We start from the raw sequence: 20,061 nt of genomic DNA, 5'->3' as shown, positions 1-20,061 counted from the left end.
CTACGGTGACGGGATGACGGACCACGCCGGACAGACCGCCAGCCGCTACGACGTCGTGGTCGTCGGAGGCGGCCACAACGGTCTCGTCGCCGCCGCGTACCTGGCGCGTGCCGGCGTCTCGGTGCTGGTGCTCGAACGACTCGACCACACCGGCGGCGCGGCCGTCTCGGCGCCCGCCTTCCAGGGGTGGCCGACCCGCCTGTCGCGCTACTCCTACCTGGTGTCGGTGATGCCCGAGGCGCTGATGGCCGACCTGGGGCTCGAGATCACGCTGAAGTCCCGCACGACGGCCTCGTACACACCGACGATCCGCGACGGCCACCCCGGCGGGCTCCACGTCGAGCGCGTCGAGCGCGACGCCACCCGACGCTCGTTCGCCGCCCTGACCGGCTCCGAGGAGGAGTACGAGGCGTGGCGCGCCTTCTACGCCGAGGTCGCCGACGCCGCCCGCGTGATCGCTCCGACCCTCCTCCAGCCGCTGCCCCACGAGCGCGACCTGCGCGCCCAGGTGGACCCGGGCACCTGGCGCGACCTGGTGACCGAGCCCCTCGGCGCCGCGGTCGAGCGGCGCTTCTCCGACGACACGGTCCGCGGCGTGGTCGCCACCGACGCCCTCATCGGCACCTTCGCCTCGCTCCACGACCCGTCGCTGATCCAGAACCGGTGCTTCCTGTACCACCTCATCGGCAACGGCTCGGGCGAGTGGCGGGTCCCGGTCGGCGGCATGGGCGCGGTCACCGACGCCCTGCTGCGCGCCGCGGTGGAGGCCGGCGCCACCATCCGGACCGGCGCGGGCGTCAGCGGCATCCAGACCGACCGGTCCGCCGACGGCGGGGCGGAGGTCAGCTGGCACGAGGACGGCGTCGTCCGCACCGCCGAGGCGCGGTTCGTGCTGGCCAACGTGGCCCCGTGGGTGCTGCGGATCCTGCTCGGCGAGACCGAGGAGCCCGACAGCAAGCCCGAGGGCGCCCAGCTCAAGATCAACCTGCTGCTGGACCGCCTCCCGCGGCTGCGGTCCGGGGTGGACCCCGCCGTGGCGTTCTCCGGGACCCTCCACCTCGGGGAGGACTACAGCCAGCTCGAGGCGGCCTACGCCGACGCGGCCGCGGGACGGGTCCCGACGACGATACCCGGCGAGGTCTACTGCCACTCGCTCACCGACCCGACGATCCTCGGCGAGGTCCCGGACGGGACCCACACCCTCACCTACTTCGGCCTGCACACCCCCGCGTCGCTCTTCGACCGGGACCCCGAGGGGGCCAAGGCGCTCGCGGTGGAGCGGGCGATCGCCTCCCTCGACCAGCACCTGGTCGAACCGTTGTCGGCCTGCGTCGCGCGCGACGCGGCCGGGAACCCGTGCATCGAGGCCAAGATCCCCCAGGACGTCGAGCGCGACCTCGCCATGCCCGGCGGTCACATCTTCCACGGCGACCTCGACTGGCCGTGGGCGCCGTCGCGAGCCCGGCTCGACACCCCGGCCCAGCAGTGGGGCGTGCAGGCCGACCGCGACGCGGTCCTGCTCTGCGGGTCCGGCGCACGCCGGGGTGGCGCGGTGTCGGGGATCGGTGGACACAACGCGGCCCAGGCCGTGCTGGCGTCGATCTGACGTCCGGCACCGGGTCCGATTTCACCGCGCAGCCCGGCGCTGGTAACGTTCCGTCTCGCGTTCGACGCATGCGCCATTAGCTCAATTGGTAGAGCAGCTGACTCTTAATCAGCGGGTTGTAGGTTCAAGTCCTACATGGCGTACAGCACCAAGACGAAGGCCCGGTCCCTGGCGGACCGGGCCTTCGTCGTTGGTGACGACGACGCGCTAGGGCGTCGAGTCCTGGTCGGACGTGTGCCGGCCGACCTTGTCCTTCGCGGTCTCCGCGACGGTGGAGGCGACCTCGCCGGCCTTGACCTTGGCGGTGTCGGCGACGGTGGCGGCCACCTCCCCGGCCTTGACCTTGGCCGAGTCGGCGGCCGACTGGACCCGGGGGTCCTCGGCCACCTTCTGCGCCTTGGCACGGATCTGCTCGTAGCGGCCCCTGCCGGCACGGGCGCCGAGGACGTATCCGGCGCCGAAGGCGACCGCGAGCGTGAGCTTCGACATGTGGAACCTCCTGTTGGTGTGCCACGTGTCTAGCACCGCGTCGTCGCGGCGCGGCTCACGCGCGAGGGTGAGCGAGCCGATCGTGCCCGTCCGCCGCCCTCGTGCGGACAGGTCTCCGCCAGGTGGACGTGCCAGCCGAAGGCACCGTGCGCCGCGCGGACCAGGGTGTCGAGCGCGGGCCGGGTGGGGGCCGACGGGCCCCGGCTCCGGCGGTGGGCGCCGTGCTGACGGCCCCACCACCCCTGCACGCGGCGCCGGAGGGATGCTCGTGGCCGCCCACGGGCGGTGGGGTGCCCGGTCCCGCCCTCGCTCTGGCCCGTGGCGGAGGGCCGGACCGGCGCTGGACCTGACGGACCCGCCGCCGGGGTGGCCGACCCGGCGAGCGGCGGCTCCGACGCCGCCCCCGGCGGCGCGCCGTCACCGGAGCGGTCGTCGACGGCACCGGGTCCGGCGACCGGGGCGACGAGGGCCAGCGGGCTGTCGTCGCGGTGGGCCGCGACGGCCGTCCGGGCGACCTCGCGGGCGCGCACCCGCAGCTCGGAGGCGTCGAGGCCCGCCGCCCGCCGCACGAGGGCGCCGACGACGTCCTCGCGGCCGCGATGCAGCCCGGCGGTCTCCTCGAGGATCGCCCGGGCGTGCGCCGGCAGGATCTCCCCCGCGGCCAGCGCCCCCCGCACCTGCGGGCTCCCGGTGGTGACCGCCCGCGCGAGGCGCGCCCTGGCGTGGGTCGCCTTCGTGCTCTGGCCGGTCTCCAGGGCGAGCCAGGTGGCGGTCGAGCTGGCGCCGGCCTGCTGCCCGGCGCGCACCCCGTCGGCCCGCGCGAGCACCCGGAGCTCGAGCTCGGCGACCTGGCTGGACAACTTGGTCAGCTCGACCAGGAGCGCCCGGCACTCCTCGTCGTCGAGCACCTCGGCCGTCGCGTCGACGGCGGCACCCACCGCGGAGCGCGCGGAGGCCACCGCGTCGTGGATCGGGCGGGCGGGGCCCCCGATGCGGGCAACGGGTCGGGCGGAGGAGGTCGAGGTCATGAGCCCACCTCAACACCGCGCGGTGACCGGCTGCGGCCGCTCAGCAGCCCGCTGTGGAGAACTCCCCCGACCACGGGACCTGTGGACGGTTCGTGGTCATCTCGATGTCGCCCGAGACGTTCGCCGGCGGGTCGGGGAGCGGACGCGTCAGAGGTACAGGCCGGCGGAGGCGTCGGCCAGCCGGCCGGCGGCGACCGCGTGGACGTCGCGCTCGCGCATCACGACGTAGGTGTCACCGTGCACCTCGACCTCCGCCTTGTCCTCGGGGTCGAAGAGGACCCGGTCGCCGACCTCGACCGCACGGGCGTGGGGACCGACGGCGGCCACGACGGCCCACGCCAGGCGCCGGGCGCCCATCGCGGCCGTCGCCGGGATGACGATGCCGCCGGAGGAGCGGCGCTCGCCCACCTCCGGGTCGAGCTCGCAGAGCACCCGGTCGTGCAGCATCTTGATGGGCTGCTTGTCGGCGGTCGTCGGATCCATCGGATCAGCGGGTGACGCGGCGGAGCACGGCGAAGACCACGATCGTCCCGACCACCACGCCGACGGTCCGAAGGATGTTGTCGGTGCGGGGCTCACCGGTGCCGGCGTCGACGTAGTGGCCCTTGATGGTCGCGACCTCGCGGCCCACGATCGTCTTCGGGTGCGAGCGGTACAGCAGCTGGTCGATGGTGGTGGCGAGACGCTCGCGCGTCTCCTGGATCTCGCGCTCCAGCTCGGAGAGTTCGTCGCTCACCCCGGAAGGCTATCAATGCGCCGCGGGTCGAACCCGAACGGCAGCTCCAGGCGGTTCGCGCGCATCAGCTCGTCGTCGGTGAGGACGTCGTAGGTGCGACCGTCCGCGACGACGTGACCGTCGCTGAGCACCACCGCGCGGGGGCACAGCTCCAGCGCGTACGGGAGGTCGTGGGTGACCATCAGGACCGTCACGTCCAGGGACCTGAGGATGTCGGCGAGCTCGCGCCGCGACGCCGGGTCGAGGTTCGACGACGGCTCGTCGAGCACCAGGATCTCGGGTTCCATCGCCAGCACGGTCGCCACGGCGACCCGCCGGCGCTGCCCGAACGACAGGTGGTGCGGTGGCCTCGACGCGAAGTCCGCCATGCCGACCTGCTCGAGCGCCGCCATCACGCGGGTCTCCAGCGCCGCCCCCTTGAGCCCGAGGTTCGCCGGACCGAAGCCGACGTCGGCACGGACCGTGCCCATGAACAGCTGGTCGTCGGGGTCCTGGAAGACGATCCCGACCCGGCGTCGGATCTCCTGGAGGTGCTCCTTGTCGACCGGGAGCCCGCTCACCTCGACCGTGCCGGCCCCCGCCTTGAGGATCCCGTTCAGGTGCAGGACGAGCGTGGTCTTGCCGGCACCGTTCGGGCCGAGCAGGGCGACGCGCTCCCCCGCGTGGACGTGCAGGTCGACGCCGAACAGCGCCTGGTGCCCGTCGGGGTAGGCGTAAGCGAGGCCGCGGACGTCGAGCACGGGGACACTCATGTGGGCATCTTGCCGGTGTAGCCGCGCGAGAGCATCGCCAGGTGCACCCGCTCACCGCGCTCGAAGCTGCGGATGAACAGGGCACCGAACGACCGGGCGAGGACCGGCCAGTGTCGGGGGTTGCGCGCGGTGAAGCCGCGCGACTCCCGGGCGATCCGCATCCGGCGCAGCTCGTCGGTGACGACCTCGAGGTAGCGGACCATGAACCCCATGATCTGGACCAGGAGGACCGGCATCCGCAGCCGCGCCAGTCCGGCGAGCAGGTCCTGGGGCTCCGTGGTCGCGGCCAGGGTGAGGCTCGCCAGCACCCCGAGGGTGGCCTTGGCCAGCAGCGCCGCGCCGGCGTGCAGCCCCGACTCGCTCACCGTGAGGCCGAGGAACTCGGTGCGCGGCCCGGTCGCGACGAACGGGAGCAGGATCGCGAAGAACACGAACGGGACCTCGACCACCATGCGCTTGAGCAGGTACACCGGCGGGACCCGGCTGAGCAGGACCACGGTGACCAGCGCCGCGAGGTGACCCCCGTACAACGGGTACCAGCCGCGTGGGGTCGCAACCACCACGAGCATGAAGGCCAGGAGCGCCAGGATCTTCAGGTGGGCCGGCGCCCGGTGCACCCGGGAGTGGCCGTGGAAGTGGAGCTGGTGGCCGTGCGGCCCGCCCATCAGGGCGACGTCGACTCGGCGTCGTGATCGGACGCCGGCCCGTCGAGGGACGCGGACCCGTCACCGGACCCGGGTTCCTCACCGGAGTCGGGGTCGCGCCGGCGCAGGACGAGCGTCAACCCACCCGCCAGCGCCAGGACGACGACCACCCCGACGACGCCGGCGACCCCGCCGCTGAGTCTCTCGTCGTCGATGAAGCTGCTGCCGTACCCGGCGAACGGTCCGTCGCCGGCGCCGTGCTCGGTCTCGGTGTCGGCGAAGCCCTCGTCCTGGGAGACCTTGGTCAGACCGTCGGGGGTGCTGGCGGCGTAGAAGCTGACGACACCGGCCAGCACCACTGCGACGACGAAGATGCCGGCCACGACCGCGCGGGTGGAGACCCTGGGGCGCGGCGACGTGGTTCCCGGCGTGGCGCTCATGCCGCGGCTCGTGTCGTGCGGACCTCGAGCTCGCGGGCCGCGAGCACGCGCCGCGCGCCGTGGACCAGGTCGGGCCGGACCGCGATCACGCTGCCGACCGCGAGGAAGGTGATGATCCCCTCGCCGACCCCGATGAGCAGGTGCACGCCGACCATGGCGGTGGTCAGGTTGTCCAGCGGGATGTCGGCGGTGCCGCCGACGGCGTAGAGACCGACGAAGGCCACCGACGCGACCGGGACGCTCACGAACGCGCCGATGCCGGCCGCGATCGGCACCATGGCGGTGGTCTTGGGCAGGACGGTCTGGACGGCGCGGAACACGCCCCACCCGACGGCCACGGTCACCACGCCCATCAGGAGCACGTTCGTGCCGAGCGCGGTGATGCCGCCGTCGGCGAAGAGCAGGCACTGGACCAGGAAGACGACCGCCGTCGCCAGCAACCCGGTCCAGGGACCGACCAGGACGGCGGCGATCGCACCACCCATGAGGTGCCCGCTGGTGCCGCCCGCGACCGGGAAGTTGAGCATCTGGGTGGCGAAGATGAACGCCGCCACGAGACCCGCGAGCGGGGCGGTGCGGTCGTCGAGCTCGGCGCGGGCCTTGCGCAGGGAGACCGCGACCACCCCTGCCGCCACGACGCCGGTCGCGACCGACGTCGGCGCGTCGAGGAATCCGTCGGGCACGTGCATGGGGCTCTCCTTCGCCTGGGTGGCTGCTGAGTAGGTTGGATCCACCTGCTCTCGACCTCAGTGCGTTGCTGCAAACATATTGCAACAACCACCGGTCTCGGACCACAGGGACCACCCCGTCGGTGCGGGTCACCGCACCCACCCGGACAGGAGCCACCCCCTTGAGCCACCCCGACCGCCTCGTGCCCGGCGACGACGCACCGCCGTTCACCCTCACCGACGACGCTGGCGACCAGGTCGCGCTCGGCGACCTCCTCGGCACCAAGGTCGTCGTCTACTTCTACCCGGCCGCGATGACCCCGGGCTGCACCAAGCAGGCCTGCGACTTCACCGAGTCCCTGGGCTCGTTGCGCAGCGCCGGGTACGAGGTGGTCGGGATCTCCCCCGACAAGCCCGAGAAGCTCGCGAAGTTCCGCGCCAAGGAGGACCTCGGCATCCGGCTGCTCTCCGACCCGGACAGGGAGACGATGAAGGCCTGGTCGGCGTTCGGCGAGAAGACCATGTACGGCAAGACGGTGCAGGGCGTGATCCGCTCCACCTTCGTCGTGGGTGAGGACGGCAGGATCGAGGTCGCGCAGTACAACGTCAAGGCGACCGGTCACGTCGCGAAGCTGCGGCGTGACCTCGGGCTGGCCTGACAGACTGCTCGGTGCTCCGGCCGGAGTGGTGGAATGGCAGACACGCAGGTTTTAGGTACCTGTGCCCTAGGGCGTGGGGGTTCGAGTCCCCCCTCCGGCACCCGCGGGCCCGCCACGCGGCACCCCTCATACTGACGACGTGAGCCAGCAGAGCCCGGGGGGACCGCCGACGGCGCACCGTCCGTCGGGCTCCCCCGCCCCGGCACCCGGTCGCCGGGCCGCACCCCGGCGCCGGCGTCGCCCCACCACGGCCCTGCTCGCCGTGGGCGGGACCGTGCTCGTGCTGGTGGTGGCGCTCGTGGTGACCCTCGTCGTGGTCCGCGGCGGCGACGACCCGGGGCCGGCCCGGACCGACCCCGCGACGACCGGGAACCCGAGCGCGACGACCGGCACCGCGACCACGAGCCCCGTCGAGCCGGCCGACGGCGCCGTCGTCGCCGGCACCGGGTACGCCTTCCACCTCCCCGACGCGTGGGAGGACGCCACGGCCGAGGCCGCCGGCCTCGAGGGCGGCGACGGGATCGACGCGCTGGTCGTCCTCGGCTCGTCGGTCGAGGCGGCGCAGAGCAACGTCCTCGTCGAGGCCATCCCGGCAGGGTCGGCGACCGACCCGGACGACCTCGAGAGCCTGTGGAAGAGCAACCTCGGCGGCAGTGACGGCGCCGAGATCGACGACGTCGACGACATCGAGATCGACGGGCAGCGGGCGATCGGCGTCCGCATCCCGCAGCGGACCAACGGCGAGGGTCTCGAGTTCACCCAGGTGGCCTACCTGGCCCTGCACGGCGGGACCCAGTACTCGATCGCCCTGACCTTCCCGCACAGCGGCGACGCGGTCTCCGAGACGGACTTCGAGCAGCTGCTCGCGAGCTGGTCCTGGACCGACTGACCCCCCACTAGCGTGGGCCGGCGTCAGCCGGGGTCGGCGGCGCCGAGCAGCCCGGGGAGCCGCGGCGCGAGCTCGCGCAGCGCCTTGCCCCGGTGCGAGATCGCGTCCTTGCCCGCGACGTCGAGCTCGGCGGTGGTGAGACCGGGCGCCTCGTCGGCGACGAAGAGGACGTCGTAGCCGAACCCACCGGCCCCCCGCACCTCGCGGACGACGCGGCCGTCCATCCGACCCTCCACCACCACCTCGGGTCCGCCAGGGACCACGACGGCGACCGCGCACCGGAAGTGGGCGCCGCGACGCTCGTCGGGGACGTCGCTGAGCTGGTCGAGCAGCAGCCGGTTGTTGCGGGCGTCGTCCTTCGGCGGGCCGGACCACCGCGCGGACAGGACGCCGGGCATCCCGTTGAGGGCGTCGACGCAGAGCCCGCTGTCGTCGGCGACGGTCGGCAGGCCGGTCGCCGCGGCACCCGCGCGGGCCTTGAGCAGCGCGTTGCCCGCGAACGTCGGGGCGTCCTCGACCGGCTCGGCGTAGGCCACCACGTCGTCGAGCCCGAGCACCGTCACGTCGGGGACGTGCTCGGCAAGAATCCGCTCCATCTCGGCGATCTTCTTCGCGTTGCGGGAGGCCAGGTGGATCCGGTTCGACTCAGCCACCGGCGAGCGCCTCCCGCTGCAGGCGCGTGAGGTCCGCGCATCCCTGCTCGGCCAGGGTGAGCAGCGCGTCCAGCTCGCGGCGGTCGAAGGCGGCACCCTCGGCGGTGCCCTGCACCTCGACGTAGCTGCCGGCGCCGGTCATCACGACGTTCATGTCGGTCTCGGCCCGGACGTCCTCGACGTAGGGCAGGTCGAGTCGCGGGACGCCGTCGATGATCCCGACCGAGACCGCCGCCACCGAGCCGGTGAGCGTCTCCATCACGCCGAGCGACGCGCAGGCGTCGGCGAGGGCGACGTAGGCGCCGGTGATCGCGGCTGTCCGGGTCCCGCCGTCGGCCTGAAGAACGTCGCAGTCGAGCTGGATCGTGTTCTCGCCCATGGCCTGGTAGTCGATGACGGCGCGCAGCGAGCGTCCGACGAGACGGCTGATCTCGTGGGTGCGTCCGCCGACGCGGCCCTTGACCGACTCACGGTCGGAACGGGTGTGGGTCGAGCCGGGGAGCATGGCGTACTCGGCGGTGACCCAGCCCAGGCCGGACCCCTTGCGCCAGCGCGGCACGCCCTCGGACGCCGAGGCCACGCAGAGCACACGGGTCTTCCCGAACTCGACGAGCACGGACCCGGCGGCGTGGTCGAGCCAGTTGCGGGTGATCTTGATCGGGCGCAGCTGGTCGTCGGCGCGGCCGTCCTCGCGGGGGGTGATCGTCATGGCTCGACCCTAGAGGGCTCGCGGACACGAACGGGATCCCGGTCGCGACGACCGGGATCCCGTGGGTGACGGTGCGGGTGGGGCTACTTCGGCTCGGAGCTCAGCACGCGGCGCGAGCCCAGCACGAGCGGCACCACGACCCAGATCGTGCAGGCCACGACCATCTGGGCGACGTTGGTGGTCGAGACCGAGTCGCTCGGGTCGAGCAGCGGCGCCGTCGCGAACTGCAGGTCGATCCACGGGATGAAGTCCTGCGCCCAGTCGAAGAGAGCGTAGAGGGTGCCGTAGACCATGAACGGCAGCAGCAGCGCCACCACGTAGAAGATCGCGATCGCGGCGGGGGTGCTGAGCAGGACCATGCCGATGCCGAAGGCCATCAGGAAGTAGACGAGCTGCACGAAGACGGTCGCGGCCAGGGTGGAGACCTCGAGGTTCCAGCGGGCGTCGTAGCCGCCGATCTGGGCGCCGACCACGTTCGCGACCGCGCCGAGCGCGATGGCCACGACGATCGTGCTCAGCACCAGCAGGATCACCGCGGACACCTTCGCCAGCAGGACCCGGATCCGGTGCGGCTCGAGGGAGAAGGTGACCAGGCCCGTGCGCTGGCTCCACTCGCTCGTGACGCTCTGGATCGCGAAGACCGGGAGGAGCAGCGAGAGCGGGATGGTGAGGATGGTGGACCAGTCGAAGGCACCGACCCGCACCCCGTCGTCGAGGCCGATGACGAGCAGCACGATCGCCACGGCGAAGACCAGCAGCACCCCGGTGATCGCGAGCAGCCAGAACCCGCCCCGGGTGTCGAGCATCTTGCGCCACTCGACCTTCACCAGGCGGCTGAACGGGATGGCCTCGGTGCGCGAGATGTCGATCGTGCGGCGCTCGGGGGCGTTGGTGGTCATCGGTGGGCTCCTTCCGGGGCGGCGGGGGCGGCGGGGGCGGCGGGGGCGCCCGGGGCGACCTCGCGCTGGGTGTCGGCGGTGAGCTCGAGGAAGAGGTCCTCGAGCCCGGCGGCGCCGTCCCGGAGGTCGGTGAGCACGATCAGGTGCTCGAGTGCGGCACGGCCGACGTCGGCGGTGCTGGCGTTGACGCGGAAGCCCTCGCCCTCGGGCGCGACGCGGTAGCCCTCGGCCTCGAGGCCGCGGACCAGCGCGGCGGGGTCGAGCGCGGTGACCAGCGAGCTCACCTGGGCGTCGAGCGCTCCGAGGCTCTTCTTGTCGCCCTGCGCGACGATCTTGCCGCGGCCGATGAGGATCAGCTCGTCGGCGACGAGCTCGACCTCGTTGAGCAGGTGGCTCGACAGCAGCACGGTGCCGCCGCGGTGGGCGTAGCCCTTGAGCAGGTCGCGCATCCACCGGATGCCGGCGGGGTCGAGACCGTTGGCCGGCTCGTCGAGGATCAGCACCTCGGGGTCGCCCAGCAGGGCGTGGGCGATGCCGAGGCGCTGCTTCATGCCGAGCGAGTAGTTGCGCAGCCGGCGCCCGGCCTCCTCGTCGCTGAGGGAGACCATGGCGAGCATCTCGTCGACCCGGCTGTCGGGCAGGCCCATCGTCCGGGCGCCGATCGTGAGGATCTCGCGACCCGAGCGGCCGGCGTGCTGGGCGCCGGCGTCGAGCAGGACCCCCACGTGGCGCCCGGGGTTCGGGATGTCGCGGTAGAGGTGCCCGCCGATGGTGACGCGGCCGCTGCTGGGCGGCGTCAGGCCGACCATGATCCGCATCGTGGTGGTCTTGCCGGCACCGTTCGGCCCCAGGAAGCCGGTGACCCGGCCGGGGGCACAGCTGAAGCTGACGTCGTCGACGGCGGTGAACCCGCCGTAGGTGCGGGTGAGTCCGCTTACTTCGATCATGGCGTCATCCTCCCCGGGGTGGCGGCGCGGCACATCGGACGCGCGGATCGACCCCCGCGACCAAAGTAGGGGCTCCCGACTCCCGCGGGACGATGCCGGCCGGGCCCTGGGTCCCTAGGCTGGGCCGGTGCCAGACGTGCGGCGGCCGCGGCCGGAGGAGTACCAACCGCCGCTGGGGTGGTGGAGCCACGCCTGGCGGATCGCCGTCTCGCTGCTGATCAGCGGCGTCGTGTGGATCAGCATCGCCGACCTGCAGACCGACACCCGGTTCGTGATCGACATCCTGTGCGGCGTCCCCGCCCTGGTGCTGGTCTTCTTCCGGCGCCGCTGGCCCGTCCCGGTCGCCTTCGCGACGGCGCTGCTCGGCACGGTCTCCTCGCTGGCCGCGGGGCCGGCCACGCTGGCCGCGGTCTCCCTGGCGACCCGCCGGCGGTGGGTGCAGGTCGTGGGCATCGGCGTCCTGTCGGTCGTCTCGGCCTACGCCTTCACCGAGGTCAACCCGCCGACCCAGACCGAGGCCTGGTGGGTCACCCTGCTCTCCAACATCGCCTTCCTGTCGGCGGTCCTGGGGTGGGGCATGTACATCGGCTCGCGACGCGAGCTGCTGTGGACGCTGCGCGCCCGCGCCGAGCGCGCCGAGGCCGAGCAGGAGCTGATGGCCAACCAGTCGCGGCTCGAGGAGCGCGGCCGGATCGCCCGCGAGATGCACGACGTGCTGGCCCACCGGATCTCGCAGATCTCGATGCGGGCCGGCGCGCTCAGCTACCGCGAGGACCTCAGCGCCGACGAGCTGCGCGACGGCGTCGGGGTGATCCGGGAGACGGCGCACCAGGCGCTCACCGACCTGCGCGGCGTCCTCGGCGTCCTGCGCGACGGCGACGGCGGCCCGCTGCACACCCCCCAGCCGACCTACGCCGACCTCGACGACCTCGTCGCGGAGGCGCGTCGCTCCGGGATGCGGATCGACTTCACCGACGCCCTGGGCGCCGACGTCGCCGTCCCGGACGTCGCCGGGCGGACGCTCTACCGCATCGTGCAGGAGGGCATCACCAACGCCCGCAAGCACGCCCCGAGCGCGTCGCTGAGCATCGCGGTCTCGGGCACCCCCGACGACGGGATCGGCGTGAGCCTGCGCAACCCGCTCGGGTTCGGACCCTCGGCCACGCCCGGGTCGGGGCTCGGGCTGATCGGGCTCGCCGAGCGGGCCAGCCTGCGCGGCGGGCACGTGGTGCACGGCACCGAGCACGGCGAGTTCGTCCTGCGGGGGTGGATACCGTGGGCGGCATGAGCACCAAGGTTCTCGTGGTCGACGACGACCCGCTGGTCCGGTCCGCGCTCCGGCTGATGCTCGGCGGCCAGGACGACCTGGAGGTGGTCGGCGAGGCCGTCGACGGCCAGGACGGGCTGCAGCGGGCCGCCGAGCTGCTCCCCGACGTCGTGCTCATGGACATCCGGATGCCGAGGCTGAACGGGATCGAGGCCACCCGGATCCTGCTGGAGCGTCCCGCCCCGCCGCGGGTGATCGTGCTGACGACGTTCGACGCCGACGACCACGTGCTGGAGGCGCTCGCGGTCGGCGCGGACGGGTTCCTGCTCAAGGACACCCCGCCCGGCGACATCGTCGCGGCGATCCACAAGGTGGCCGACGGGGACCCGATGCTGTCGCCCTCGGTCACCCGGACCCTCATCGACCGGGTCCGCCACGACGGTGGCGACGACCGCAGCCAGGCGGCCGAGCGCCGCCTGGCCGCCCTCACCGAGCGCGAGCGGGACGTCGCCATGGCGATCGGCCGCGGACTGGCGAACGCCGAGATCGCGGCGTCGCTCTACCTGTCGGTCCCGACGGTGAAGGCCCACGTGTCGCGGGTCTTCGACAAGCTGGGGGTCACCAACCGGGTCCAGATCGCGATCTGCGTCCACGACGCGGGGCTGGTCGACTGACCGGGATCCCGGACGCGTCGTCCGGGGTCCCGGTCGTCGGGCCGGGTGTCACTTCACCTCGGCGTGCTTGACCCGGAGCTGACCGAGCACGAGCGGGACCGCCGCCCAGACGAGCAGCACGACGACCAGCCGGGCCCAGTCCTCCCCGGAGTCGACCGACCAGGTGAGCACCGGGTTGGTCGAGCTCTGCAGGTTCAGGAAGCGGCCGACGCTCCGGAAGTCCTCCCAGAAGAGCCCGACGAGGCCGAGGCCGGACGGGATCGCGTACGCGATCACCGGGAAGGCCCCGATCGCGCCGGGGGTGTTGAGGATCGACGTCGCGAGCCCGAAGCCGACCAGGACCGCGATCGCCTCGAACAGGACCAGGCCGACGACGTCACCGGGACCCAGGTCCCACTCGAAGCTGCTGCCGTCGACGGCCCCGAGCATCGCCGCGCAGACGGTCGCGACCACGAGGAGGACCACGATCAGGGCAAGGGTCAGCGTGAAGGCGGCGACGAGCTTCGCGAGCAGCACGCGGGAGCGCCGCGGCTCGAGCGCGAAGGTGACCATCGCCGTGCGCTGCCCCCACTCGCTGGTGACCAGCATGATGGTGAGGGTCGCGACCATCGGTTGCAGCACGTAGGCCATCGGCCGGGTGAAGATCGTGAAGGAGAGCCCGGCGTCGTCGGAGGTCAGTCCCACGAGCAGGAAGAACCCCTCGATCATGATGAGGAGGACCGCGATGACCACCAGCAGCCAGAACCCGGCGAGCGTGTCGACCGACTTGCGGAGCTCGAGGTGGACCCACCGGGTGAACGGCACGCTCGCCGACCCGGTCGGGGGCTTCGGCGACTGGTGCGGCGGCTGGTGCGGCCTACCGGGGGGCCGGCCGAGGTCGGTCATCGGGGAGCTCCTGGCTGTTGCGGCGCGTGGCCGGACGGCGGACCTGGCGGGGGCGGGTAGCCCGGCGGGGCCGGGTAGCCCTGCGGGGGCCGGCCGGGGAACGGCGGCCCCGGCGCCCCGGGCGGCCGGCCGTCGCGCTGGGTGGCGGAGGTGAGCTCGAGGAACAGGTCCTCGAGCCCGCTCTCCACCGACCGGAGGTCGGTCAGCACGATCTGGTGCTCGGCCGCGGCACGACCGACGTCGACCGCCTCGGCCGCGACGGTCAGGGCGGCCGGGCCGGGGGTGACGGCGAGCCCCCGCTCGGCCAGGACCTCGGCGAGCCGGGCGTTGTCGAGGGACACGACGGTCGTCGTCGCGGTGCGGGTGCCGCGGTTCGACTCGAGGAGGGTCTTCTTGTCGCCGCGGGCCACGATCCGGCCGCGGCCGATGAGGATCATCTCGTCGGCGATCTGCTCCACCTCGTGCAGCAGGTGGCTCGAGAGCAGCACGGTGCCGCCGCGGTCGGCGTAGCCCTTCAGCAGGCCGCGCATCCAGCGGATGCCGGCCGGGTCGAGGCCGTTGGCCGGCTCGTCGAGGATCAGGACCTGGGGGTCACCCAGGAGCGCGTGGGCGATGCCGAGACGCTGCTTCATGCCCAGCGAGTAGTGCCGCAGCCGCCTCGACGCCTCGTCGGGGGTGAGCGCGACCAGGCGCAGCATGTCGTCGACCCGGGAGGTGGGAAGGCCCATGGCGAGCGCGCCGAGGGTGAGGATCTCGCGACCGGTGCGTCCGCCGTGCTGCGCGCCGGCGTCGAGCAGGACCCCGACGTGGCGTCCGGGGTTCTGGATGTCGCGGTACTCCAGGCCGCCGATCGTCGCCCGGCCGCGCGAGGGCGGGGTCAGTCCGACGAGGACCCGCATCGTGGTGGTCTTGCCGGCACCGTTGGGGCCGAGGAAGCCGGTGACCCGGCCCGGCCGGCAGGCGAAGGTGACGTCGTCGACGGCGACGAAGCTCCCGTAGGCGCGGGTCAGTCCCTCGACGCTGATCATGGCCGCCACTCTGCCCGATGCTCACCGGCGATCGGCGGTGCGACGCACCGGCGCGGACCGCGACCGTCCCCGACCTGCCCGCGGCGTCCTACAGCTCGTGGACCCCGCCCACCGACGCCAGCTCGACCGGGCCGGCGTAGGTCGAGCGGGCCTCGACCAGCATCGCGTCGCGGTCGAACCAGGGCGGGATGTGGGTGAGCAGGAGCCGCTGCGCGCCGGCGCGCGCGGCGACCGACCCGGCGTCGGCCCCGGTGAGGTGGACCCCCGGCGGGTTGTCGTCGCCGGCACGGAACGACGCCTCGCACAGGAAGAGGGCGGTGTCGGCGGCAACCCGGTCGACGCCGTCGCACAGCGCGGTGTCACCGCTGTAGCCGAGCGTGGTCCCGTTCGCGGTGATCCGGATCCCGTACGCCTCGACCGGGTGCTCGACCGGGACCGGCTCGACGGAGAACGGCCCGACCGAGAAGGCCCCGTCGTACTCGACGAAGTCGAACTCCTCGCTCATCCCGGGGTCGGTCGGCAGGTCGTAGGCCTGCGCCATCCGCGCGGCGATGCCGCTCGGGCCGTAGACGGGGATCCGCGGCGGGGCGCCGTCGGGGTGGTACTTGCGCATCACGTAGTAGCCGCAGAGGTCGAGACAGTGGTCGGCGTGCAGGTGGCTGACCAGCACCGCGTCGATGGCGAGCGCGTCGGCGTAGCGCTGCAGCGCCCCGAGCGACCCGTTGCCCAGGTCGAGCAGGATCCGCCACGTGCGCGATCCCTGGCCGTCGTCCCCGTCGGGACCCTCGACCTCGACGAGGTAGCAGCTCGCCGTCGACTCCGGTCCCGGGTAGGAGCCGGAGCAGCCGACCACGGTGAGCCTCACCGGGCGAGCCCGCCGGCGAACTGGCTGGCCCCGACCATCTCGGGTCCGAGGAACCGGCGTCCGATGCTCTCGAACTCCTCCGGCGAGCCGGTGGTGACGAACCGGTAGGAGGGCTCGCCGGTCTCGCGCATCAGGTCGGTGTCGGCCAGCATCCGGTACACGTCCTTCGCACACTCCTCGGCGCTGCTGACGAGGGTCACGTCGTCGCCCATCACGTAGGAGATCACACCGGTCAGCAGCGGGTAGTGGGTGCAGCCGAGGATGAGGGTGTCGACGCCGGCGGCGCTCAGCGGGTCGAGGTACTCGTGGGCGGCGGCGATCAGCTCGTCGCCGGCCGTCACCCCGGCCTCGACGAAGTCGACGAAGCGCGGGCAGGAGCGGGTGCTGAGCTCGACCTGCGGCGCGGCCGCGAAGGCGTCGTCGTAGGCCATCGACTCCGCGGTCGCCGCGGTGCAGATGACGCCGATCCGGCCGGAGCGCGTCGCGGCGACCGCGCGTCGGGTCGCGGGGTAGATCACCTCGACGACGGGCACGTCGTAGCGCTCGCGCGCGTCGCGCAGCATCGCCGCGCTCGCGGAGTTGCAGGCGATGACGAGCGCCTTCACGCCCTGGTGCACCAGGTGGTCGAGGCACTCCAGGGCGTACTCGCGCACCTCGCTGATCGGCTTGGGGCCGTAGGGCTGACGTGCGGTGTCCCCGACGTAGAGGATCGACTCGTGCGGCAGCTGGTCGATGACCGACCGCGCGACCGTCAGGCCGCCGAAGCCGGAGTCGAAGATGCCGATCGGGGCCTCGCGCAGCGCGGGGCTGCTGGGCCACCGGGGCGCGGTCGGGGCGGGCACAAGACGTAACGGTACGGCGTCCGGGCCCACGGCCGCAGGCGGTGCCGCCGTGATCTGCCGCTCAGTCGAACAGTCGCGGCTGCGGCGTGCCGAGGGTGGGGTCGACGTCGTCGAACAGGCTGGCGACCGACTCCCCCGCGTGCACCCGCGCCACGGCCTCGGCGAGGAGCCCGGCGACCGACAGCACGCGCAGCTCAGGCCAGTCCGCGGCGACCGCCGGCGGCGGCACGGTGTCGGTGGTGACGACCTCGCTGATCATCGGGTGCCCGCGCAGCCGCTCGACGGCCTTGCCGACGAAGAGCCCGTGCGTGCAGGCCACCGCGGCCTCGACGCAGCCCTGGTCGCCCAGGCGGTCGAGCAGCTCCAGGATCGACCCGCCGGTGGCGATCTCGTCGTCGAGCACGATCGCCCGCCGGCCCGCGACGTCGCCGACGATCGCGTCGATGACGACCCGGTCGTCGGCCAGGCGCTTCTTGCTGCCGGCGGCCACGGGCAGGCCGAGGAGCCGGGCGAACTGGGTGGCGGTCTTGGCGTTGCCGAAGTCGGGTGAGACGACGACGGCGTTGGTGAGGTCCTGCCCGAGGAAGTGGTCGGCCAGGACCCCCAGGGCGGTCAGGTGGTCGACCGGCACCGAGAAGAAAGCGTGCACCTGCGGCGCGTGCAGGGTCATGGTGATGACCCGGTCGACGCCCGCGGTCGCGAGCATGTCGGCGACCAGGCGGCCGCCGATCGAGAGCCGCGAGGCGTCCTTCTTGTCCGAGCGCGCGTAGGCGTAGTACGGGATGACGGCGGTGATCTTGTCGGCCGAGGCCCCGCGGGCGGCGTCCACCATCAGCAGCAGCTCCATCAGGTGCTCCTGCGTCGGCGGCACCAGCGGCTGCACGAGGTAGACGTCGCGCTGACGGCAGTTGGCCTGGAGCTGGGCCTGCAGGCAGTCGTTGCTGAACCGGGTCAGCTCGACCGGGGAGAGCGGCACCCCCAGCCGCTCGCAGATGCCGGAGGCGAGCGCACGGTGCGCGCTGCCGCTGAAGACCACGATCTCGCGCACGCGGTCACCCTACGGCGTCGGGGACGGCGCGCGAACCAGCCGGAGCGGGCCCGAGCGGACTCGAGCGCGGCGGAGCGGGCCGGAGCGGTCCGGGGCGCCTCAGCGCAGCTCGGACTCCGTGGGCCACGGGTTGAAGCGGCAGCCACCGGTGCCCTTCGACTGCTGCATCATCACCGGCGCCAGCGCGCCCGGCCGCGGGCACGACGCGTGTCCCCGGCCGAGCCAGTGCCCGGTCTCGTGGTTGACGACCATGTGCCGGTAGTCGCGGCGCGACAGCCGGGACCGGTTCCACGCCGGCGACGCGGTCCGCCAGCGGGTCTGGTTGATGATCACGTAGCGCCCGACCCGGCAGCTCCACTCGACGCTGCACGCGCTCGAGAACGACGGCACCGTGCTCGCCTCGGCCAGCACGAGGGTGAAGGAGCCGCCGTCGGCCACCGGCCGGAACCGCACGCCCCGCCCGCGCCAGCCGCGCGGGTCGGTGAAGGTCTCCTGCGCCTGGCGCCGGAACTCCGCGAGGCTCGCGGTGATCCGGCCGCGGGTCCGCACGGTGTAGGTCACCGTGCGTCGGACGTCGAGGCGGTGCTGCCCCAGCACGGCGTCCGAGACGGCCGTGCTCGGCCGGTAGCCCGGCGCGGACGCCGTCACCCGGACCCGCAGCCTGCGCCCGACGTCGTCGGGGGCGACCTCGTGCCGCTCACCGGTCGCGCCGGCGATCGGCGTCCGGCCGCGCAGCCACTCGTGGGTGAGCCGGGTCGGCGTCGTCGACCAGCGTCCGGGGCGGGCCGTGAGCGTGCGGCCGAAGCGGGCGTCCCCCGACACCGAGGGCGGGCGCCGGTTCACCAGCTCGGCCCGGCGGACCCGGGTGGTGCGCGCGGACTCCGCGGTCCCCCGGCTGCCGTCGGCGCTCGTCGCGACCACCCGCACGCTCAGCCGGTGTCCGAGGTCGGCGAGCCGCGGCCGGTAGGTCCGCTCGCGCGCGCCCCGGACGGGCTGGCCGTCGCGCAGCCAGCGGTAGGCCGGCGTGACGTCGGCCGGGTCCCACGTGCCGGGGTCGGCCCGCAGGGGCTGGCCGAAGACCGGGTCGCCGGTGACCGTGGGCGGGCTGGTGCTGACGACGGCGGCCGGTCCGGCCGCGCCGGCGGCCCCGGTCGGGACCGCGACGGTGACCGGGACGACCAGCGAGGCGACGGCGGTCAGGACGAGGAGGAGCGGGCGCACGGCGTCCACGGTAGGGGCGACGGACCGGTCAGGCCCAGGCGTCGGGCCCGGAGGTCAGGCCCAGAGCTGGCCCTCGAGCCGCTCCTCGGCCTCCTCGACCGTGCCCTCGTAGGCCCCGGTCGAGAGGTACTTCCAGCCGCCGTCGCAGACGACGAAGGCGATGTCGGCGCTCTCGCCGGCCTTGACGGCCTTGGCCGCCTGGCCCAGCGCGGCGTGCAGGATCGCCCCGGTGGAGATGCCCGCGAAGATGCCCTCCAGCTCGAGCAGCTCGCGCACGCGGCGGACGGCGTCGCGGGGGCCGACCGAGAACCGGGCGTCGATCAGGTCGGCGTCGTAGAGCTCGGGGACGAATCCCTCGTCGAGGTTGCGCAGCCCGTAGACGAGCTCGCCGTAGCGCGGCTCGGCGGCCACGATGCGCACCTCGGGCTTGGCCCGGCGGAAGAACCGGGAGACGCCCATGAGCGTCCCGGTGGTGCCGAGGCCGGCGACGAAGTGGGTGACCGACGGCAGGTCGGCGAGCACCTCGGGGCCGGTGCCGCGCTCGTGGGCGAGCGCGTTGGCGGCGTTGCCGTACTGGTAGAGCATCACCCAGTCGGGGTGCTCGGCGGCGACCTGCTTGGCGACGCGGACGGCTTCGTTGGAGCCGCCGGCGGCCGGGCTGGAGATGATCTCGGCACCCCACATCAGCAGCAGCTGACGACGCTCGGCCGAGGTGTTCTCGGGCATCACGCAGACGATCCGGTAGCCCTTGAGCTTGGCCGCCATCGCCAGCGAGATGCCGGTGTTGCCGGAGGTCGGCTCGAGGATCGTGCAGCCGGGACGGAGCAGACCCTGCTTCTCCGCCTCCTCGATCATCATCAGGGCCGGGCGGTCCTTGACCGAGCCGGTCGGGTTGCGGTCCTCGAGCTTGGCCCAGAGCCGGACGTCGGGGCTCGGTGAGAGCCGGGGCAGCCCGACGAGCGGGGTGTTGCCAACGGAGGCCAGGAGGTTGTCGTACCGCACCCGTCCAGCATGACATCCACCGATCGGTTGTCCCCGATCCCCGTCGCCGTCGACCCCGGACGTCGCGGATCCCGCACGACGGGGATCCCGCACGACGGGGATCCCGCACG

24 protein-coding genes and 2 tRNA genes are annotated in these 20,061 nt (G+C 73.3%); 7 read left to right on the top strand and 19 right to left on the bottom strand.

The window, feature by feature from the left end:
• Positions 1 to 13 precede the first annotated feature (13 nt).
• Both FE634_RS04875 and FE634_RS04870 read left to right on the top strand, forming a co-directional pair.
• Positions 14 to 1,606, top strand: coding sequence for a phytoene desaturase family protein (locus tag FE634_RS04875; RefSeq protein WP_148240391.1), 1,593 nt, complete (start codon positions 14 to 16; stop codon positions 1,604 to 1,606).
• 70 nt (positions 1,607 to 1,676) lie between these two features.
• Positions 1,677 to 1,749 (top strand) — tRNA-Lys (locus tag FE634_RS04870).
• A gap of 64 nt (positions 1,750 to 1,813) precedes the next feature.
• On the opposite strand, the gene FE634_RS04865 is transcribed toward FE634_RS04870, so the two are convergent.
• The 8 genes from FE634_RS04865 to FE634_RS20905 all read right to left on the bottom strand — a co-directional run bounded on the left by FE634_RS04865 (position 1,814) and on the right by FE634_RS20905 (position 6,384).
• Positions 1,814 to 2,095, bottom strand: coding sequence for a hypothetical protein (locus FE634_RS04865; RefSeq protein WP_137292540.1), 282 nt, complete (start codon positions 2,093 to 2,095; stop codon positions 1,814 to 1,816).
• Positions 2,096 to 2,124: 29 nt separating this feature from the next.
• Positions 2,125 to 3,123, bottom strand: coding sequence for a hypothetical protein (locus FE634_RS04860; RefSeq protein ID WP_138875250.1), 999 nt, complete (start codon positions 3,121 to 3,123; stop codon positions 2,125 to 2,127).
• A 147-nt stretch (positions 3,124 to 3,270) separates the two neighbouring features.
• Positions 3,271 to 3,606 carry a GroES family chaperonin gene (locus FE634_RS04855; protein ID WP_138875249.1) on the bottom strand — a complete coding sequence of 112 codons (336 nt, stop codon included), beginning with the start codon at positions 3,604 to 3,606 and terminating at the stop codon, positions 3,271 to 3,273.
• 4 nt (positions 3,607 to 3,610) lie between these two features.
• Positions 3,611 to 3,859 (bottom strand): DUF3618 domain-containing protein, encoded by a 249-nt coding sequence (locus tag FE634_RS04850; protein WP_137292537.1) that lies wholly within the window; start codon positions 3,857 to 3,859, stop codon positions 3,611 to 3,613.
• Positions 3,856 to 4,611, bottom strand: a complete 756-nt coding sequence (locus tag FE634_RS04845) for an energy-coupling factor ABC transporter ATP-binding protein (protein WP_137292536.1) — start codon at positions 4,609 to 4,611, stop codon at positions 3,856 to 3,858. Before FE634_RS04845 ends, FE634_RS04850 begins: the two co-directional genes overlap by 4 nt.
• On the bottom strand, positions 4,608 to 5,276 hold the full coding sequence (gene cbiQ / locus FE634_RS04840) for a cobalt ECF transporter T component CbiQ (RefSeq protein ID WP_138875248.1): 669 nt from the start codon (positions 5,274 to 5,276) through the stop codon (positions 4,608 to 4,610). Before cbiQ ends, FE634_RS04845 begins: the two co-directional genes overlap by 4 nt.
• A complete protein-coding gene (locus FE634_RS20910) occupies positions 5,276 to 5,695 on the bottom strand; it encodes a PDGLE domain-containing protein (RefSeq protein WP_187366826.1) in 420 nt (139 codons plus the stop codon). Before FE634_RS20910 ends, cbiQ begins: the two co-directional genes overlap by 1 nt.
• Positions 5,692 to 6,384, bottom strand: coding sequence for an energy-coupling factor ABC transporter permease (locus tag FE634_RS20905; RefSeq protein WP_187366825.1), 693 nt, complete (start codon positions 6,382 to 6,384; stop codon positions 5,692 to 5,694). The genes FE634_RS20910 and FE634_RS20905 overlap by 4 nt, the downstream gene beginning before the upstream one ends.
• A gap of 161 nt (positions 6,385 to 6,545) precedes the next feature.
• Here FE634_RS20905 and bcp point away from each other — a divergent pair, with 161 nt between their 5' ends.
• The 3 genes from bcp (at position 6,546) to FE634_RS04820 (ending at position 7,911) form a co-directional block, all read left to right on the top strand.
• Positions 6,546 to 7,022, top strand: coding sequence for a thioredoxin-dependent thiol peroxidase (gene bcp / locus FE634_RS04830; protein WP_148240390.1), 477 nt, complete (start codon positions 6,546 to 6,548; stop codon positions 7,020 to 7,022).
• Between the two features lie 19 nt (positions 7,023 to 7,041).
• A tRNA-Leu gene (locus tag FE634_RS04825) sits at positions 7,042 to 7,122 on the top strand.
• A 39-nt stretch (positions 7,123 to 7,161) separates the two neighbouring features.
• Positions 7,162 to 7,911, top strand: a complete 750-nt coding sequence (locus FE634_RS04820) for a hypothetical protein (RefSeq protein WP_138875247.1) — start codon at positions 7,162 to 7,164, stop codon at positions 7,909 to 7,911.
• 23 nt (positions 7,912 to 7,934) lie between these two features.
• Here the strand turns inward: FE634_RS04820 and FE634_RS04815 are convergent, their stop codons facing one another.
• The 4 genes from FE634_RS04815 to FE634_RS04800 form a co-directional block, all read right to left on the bottom strand.
• Positions 7,935 to 8,507, bottom strand: a complete 573-nt coding sequence (locus tag FE634_RS04815) for a non-canonical purine NTP pyrophosphatase (RefSeq protein WP_148240962.1) — start codon at positions 8,505 to 8,507, stop codon at positions 7,935 to 7,937.
• 49 nt (positions 8,508 to 8,556) lie between these two features.
• On the bottom strand, positions 8,557 to 9,273 hold the full coding sequence (rph, locus tag FE634_RS04810; RefSeq protein ID WP_137292532.1) for a ribonuclease PH: 717 nt from the start codon (positions 9,271 to 9,273) through the stop codon (positions 8,557 to 8,559).
• Between the two features lie 83 nt (positions 9,274 to 9,356).
• On the bottom strand, positions 9,357 to 10,172 hold the full coding sequence (locus FE634_RS04805; protein WP_137292531.1) for an ABC-2 transporter permease: 816 nt from the start codon (positions 10,170 to 10,172) through the stop codon (positions 9,357 to 9,359).
• Positions 10,169 to 11,119: an ABC transporter ATP-binding protein gene (locus FE634_RS04800; RefSeq protein WP_137292530.1), complete on the bottom strand. Its 951-nt coding sequence runs from the start codon at positions 11,117 to 11,119 to the stop codon at positions 10,169 to 10,171. The genes FE634_RS04805 and FE634_RS04800 overlap by 4 nt, the downstream gene beginning before the upstream one ends.
• A 127-nt stretch (positions 11,120 to 11,246) precedes the next feature.
• On the opposite strand from FE634_RS04800, the gene FE634_RS04795 reads away from it, so the two are divergent.
• On the top strand, positions 11,247 to 12,407 hold the full coding sequence (locus FE634_RS04795; RefSeq protein ID WP_262347579.1) for a sensor histidine kinase: 1,161 nt from the start codon (positions 11,247 to 11,249) through the stop codon (positions 12,405 to 12,407).
• Positions 12,404 to 13,060, top strand: coding sequence for a response regulator (locus FE634_RS04790; RefSeq protein ID WP_137292529.1), 657 nt, complete (start codon positions 12,404 to 12,406; stop codon positions 13,058 to 13,060). The genes FE634_RS04795 and FE634_RS04790 overlap by 4 nt, the downstream gene beginning before the upstream one ends.
• 48 nt (positions 13,061 to 13,108) lie before the next feature.
• Here FE634_RS04790 and FE634_RS04785 read toward each other — a convergent pair whose 3' ends face one another.
• From FE634_RS04785 to FE634_RS04755, 7 genes are all read right to left on the bottom strand, one after another.
• A complete protein-coding gene (locus FE634_RS04785; protein WP_137292528.1) occupies positions 13,109 to 13,864 on the bottom strand; it encodes an ABC transporter permease subunit in 756 nt (251 codons plus the stop codon).
• Positions 13,865 to 13,941: 77 nt separating this feature from the next.
• Entirely contained in the window at positions 13,942 to 14,973 is a 1,032-nt protein-coding gene (locus tag FE634_RS04780) for an ABC transporter ATP-binding protein (protein ID WP_187366824.1), read from the bottom strand.
• Between the two features lie 88 nt (positions 14,974 to 15,061).
• Positions 15,062 to 15,838 carry an MBL fold metallo-hydrolase gene (locus tag FE634_RS04775; RefSeq protein WP_138875244.1) on the bottom strand — a complete coding sequence of 259 codons (777 nt, stop codon included), beginning with the start codon at positions 15,836 to 15,838 and terminating at the stop codon, positions 15,062 to 15,064.
• The gene (murI, locus tag FE634_RS04770) at positions 15,835 to 16,680 is read right to left on the bottom strand and encodes a glutamate racemase (RefSeq protein ID WP_262347578.1); all 846 of its coding nucleotides are present in this window, start codon (positions 16,678 to 16,680) and stop codon (positions 15,835 to 15,837) included. The genes FE634_RS04775 and murI overlap by 4 nt, the downstream gene beginning before the upstream one ends.
• Before the next feature lie 61 nt (positions 16,681 to 16,741).
• Positions 16,742 to 17,728, bottom strand: a complete 987-nt coding sequence (locus FE634_RS04765; protein WP_138875243.1) for a ribose-phosphate diphosphokinase — start codon at positions 17,726 to 17,728, stop codon at positions 16,742 to 16,744.
• 99 nt (positions 17,729 to 17,827) lie between these two features.
• Positions 17,828 to 18,949: a DUF3152 domain-containing protein gene (locus FE634_RS04760; RefSeq protein WP_187366823.1), complete on the bottom strand. Its 1,122-nt coding sequence runs from the start codon at positions 18,947 to 18,949 to the stop codon at positions 17,828 to 17,830.
• 54 nt (positions 18,950 to 19,003) lie between these two features.
• The gene (locus FE634_RS04755) at positions 19,004 to 19,951 is read right to left on the bottom strand and encodes a PLP-dependent cysteine synthase family protein (RefSeq protein WP_137292523.1); all 948 of its coding nucleotides are present in this window, start codon (positions 19,949 to 19,951) and stop codon (positions 19,004 to 19,006) included.
• Positions 19,952 to 20,061: the final 110 nt, after the last annotated feature.

The sequence above is a fragment of the Nocardioides sp. S-1144 genome (genome assembly GCF_005954645.2).
Classification (GTDB): domain Bacteria; phylum Actinomycetota; class Actinomycetes; order Propionibacteriales; family Nocardioidaceae; genus Nocardioides; species Nocardioides dongxiaopingii.
Note: the sequence above shows the minus strand (reverse complement) of the source record. Positions and strands in the feature narration are given on the sequence as shown.

Excerpts from the sequence above, each read along its gene's own strand:
- FE634_RS04780 (WP_187366824.1), bottom strand. The coding sequence starts at position 14,973 with ATGATCAGCGTCGAGGGACTGACCCGCGCCTACGGGAGCTTCGTCGCC.
- FE634_RS04845 (WP_137292536.1), bottom strand. The coding sequence starts at position 4,611 with ATGAGTGTCCCCGTGCTCGACGTCCGCGGCCTCGCTTACGCCTACCCC.
- FE634_RS04815 (WP_148240962.1), bottom strand. The coding sequence starts at position 8,507 with ATGGAGCGGATTCTTGCCGAGCACGTCCCCGACGTGACGGTGCTCGGG.
- FE634_RS04875 (WP_148240391.1), top strand. The coding sequence starts at position 14 with ATGACGGACCACGCCGGACAGACCGCCAGCCGCTACGACGTCGTGGTC.
- FE634_RS04805 (WP_137292531.1), bottom strand. The coding sequence starts at position 10,172 with ATGACCACCAACGCCCCCGAGCGCCGCACGATCGACATCTCGCGCACC.
- FE634_RS04865 (WP_137292540.1), bottom strand. The coding sequence starts at position 2,095 with ATGTCGAAGCTCACGCTCGCGGTCGCCTTCGGCGCCGGATACGTCCTC.
- FE634_RS20905 (WP_187366825.1), bottom strand. The coding sequence starts at position 6,384 with ATGCACGTGCCCGACGGATTCCTCGACGCGCCGACGTCGGTCGCGACC.
- rph (WP_137292532.1), bottom strand. The coding sequence starts at position 9,273 with ATGACGATCACCCCCCGCGAGGACGGCCGCGCCGACGACCAGCTGCGC.
- cbiQ (WP_138875248.1), bottom strand. The coding sequence starts at position 5,276 with ATGGGCGGGCCGCACGGCCACCAGCTCCACTTCCACGGCCACTCCCGG.
- FE634_RS04860 (WP_138875250.1), bottom strand. The coding sequence starts at position 3,123 with ATGACCTCGACCTCCTCCGCCCGACCCGTTGCCCGCATCGGGGGCCCC.
- FE634_RS04800 (WP_137292530.1), bottom strand. The coding sequence starts at position 11,119 with ATGATCGAAGTAAGCGGACTCACCCGCACCTACGGCGGGTTCACCGCC.
- FE634_RS04855 (WP_138875249.1), bottom strand. The coding sequence starts at position 3,606 with ATGGATCCGACGACCGCCGACAAGCAGCCCATCAAGATGCTGCACGAC.
- FE634_RS04790 (WP_137292529.1), top strand. The coding sequence starts at position 12,404 with ATGAGCACCAAGGTTCTCGTGGTCGACGACGACCCGCTGGTCCGGTCC.
- FE634_RS20910 (WP_187366826.1), bottom strand. The coding sequence starts at position 5,695 with ATGAGCGCCACGCCGGGAACCACGTCGCCGCGCCCCAGGGTCTCCACC.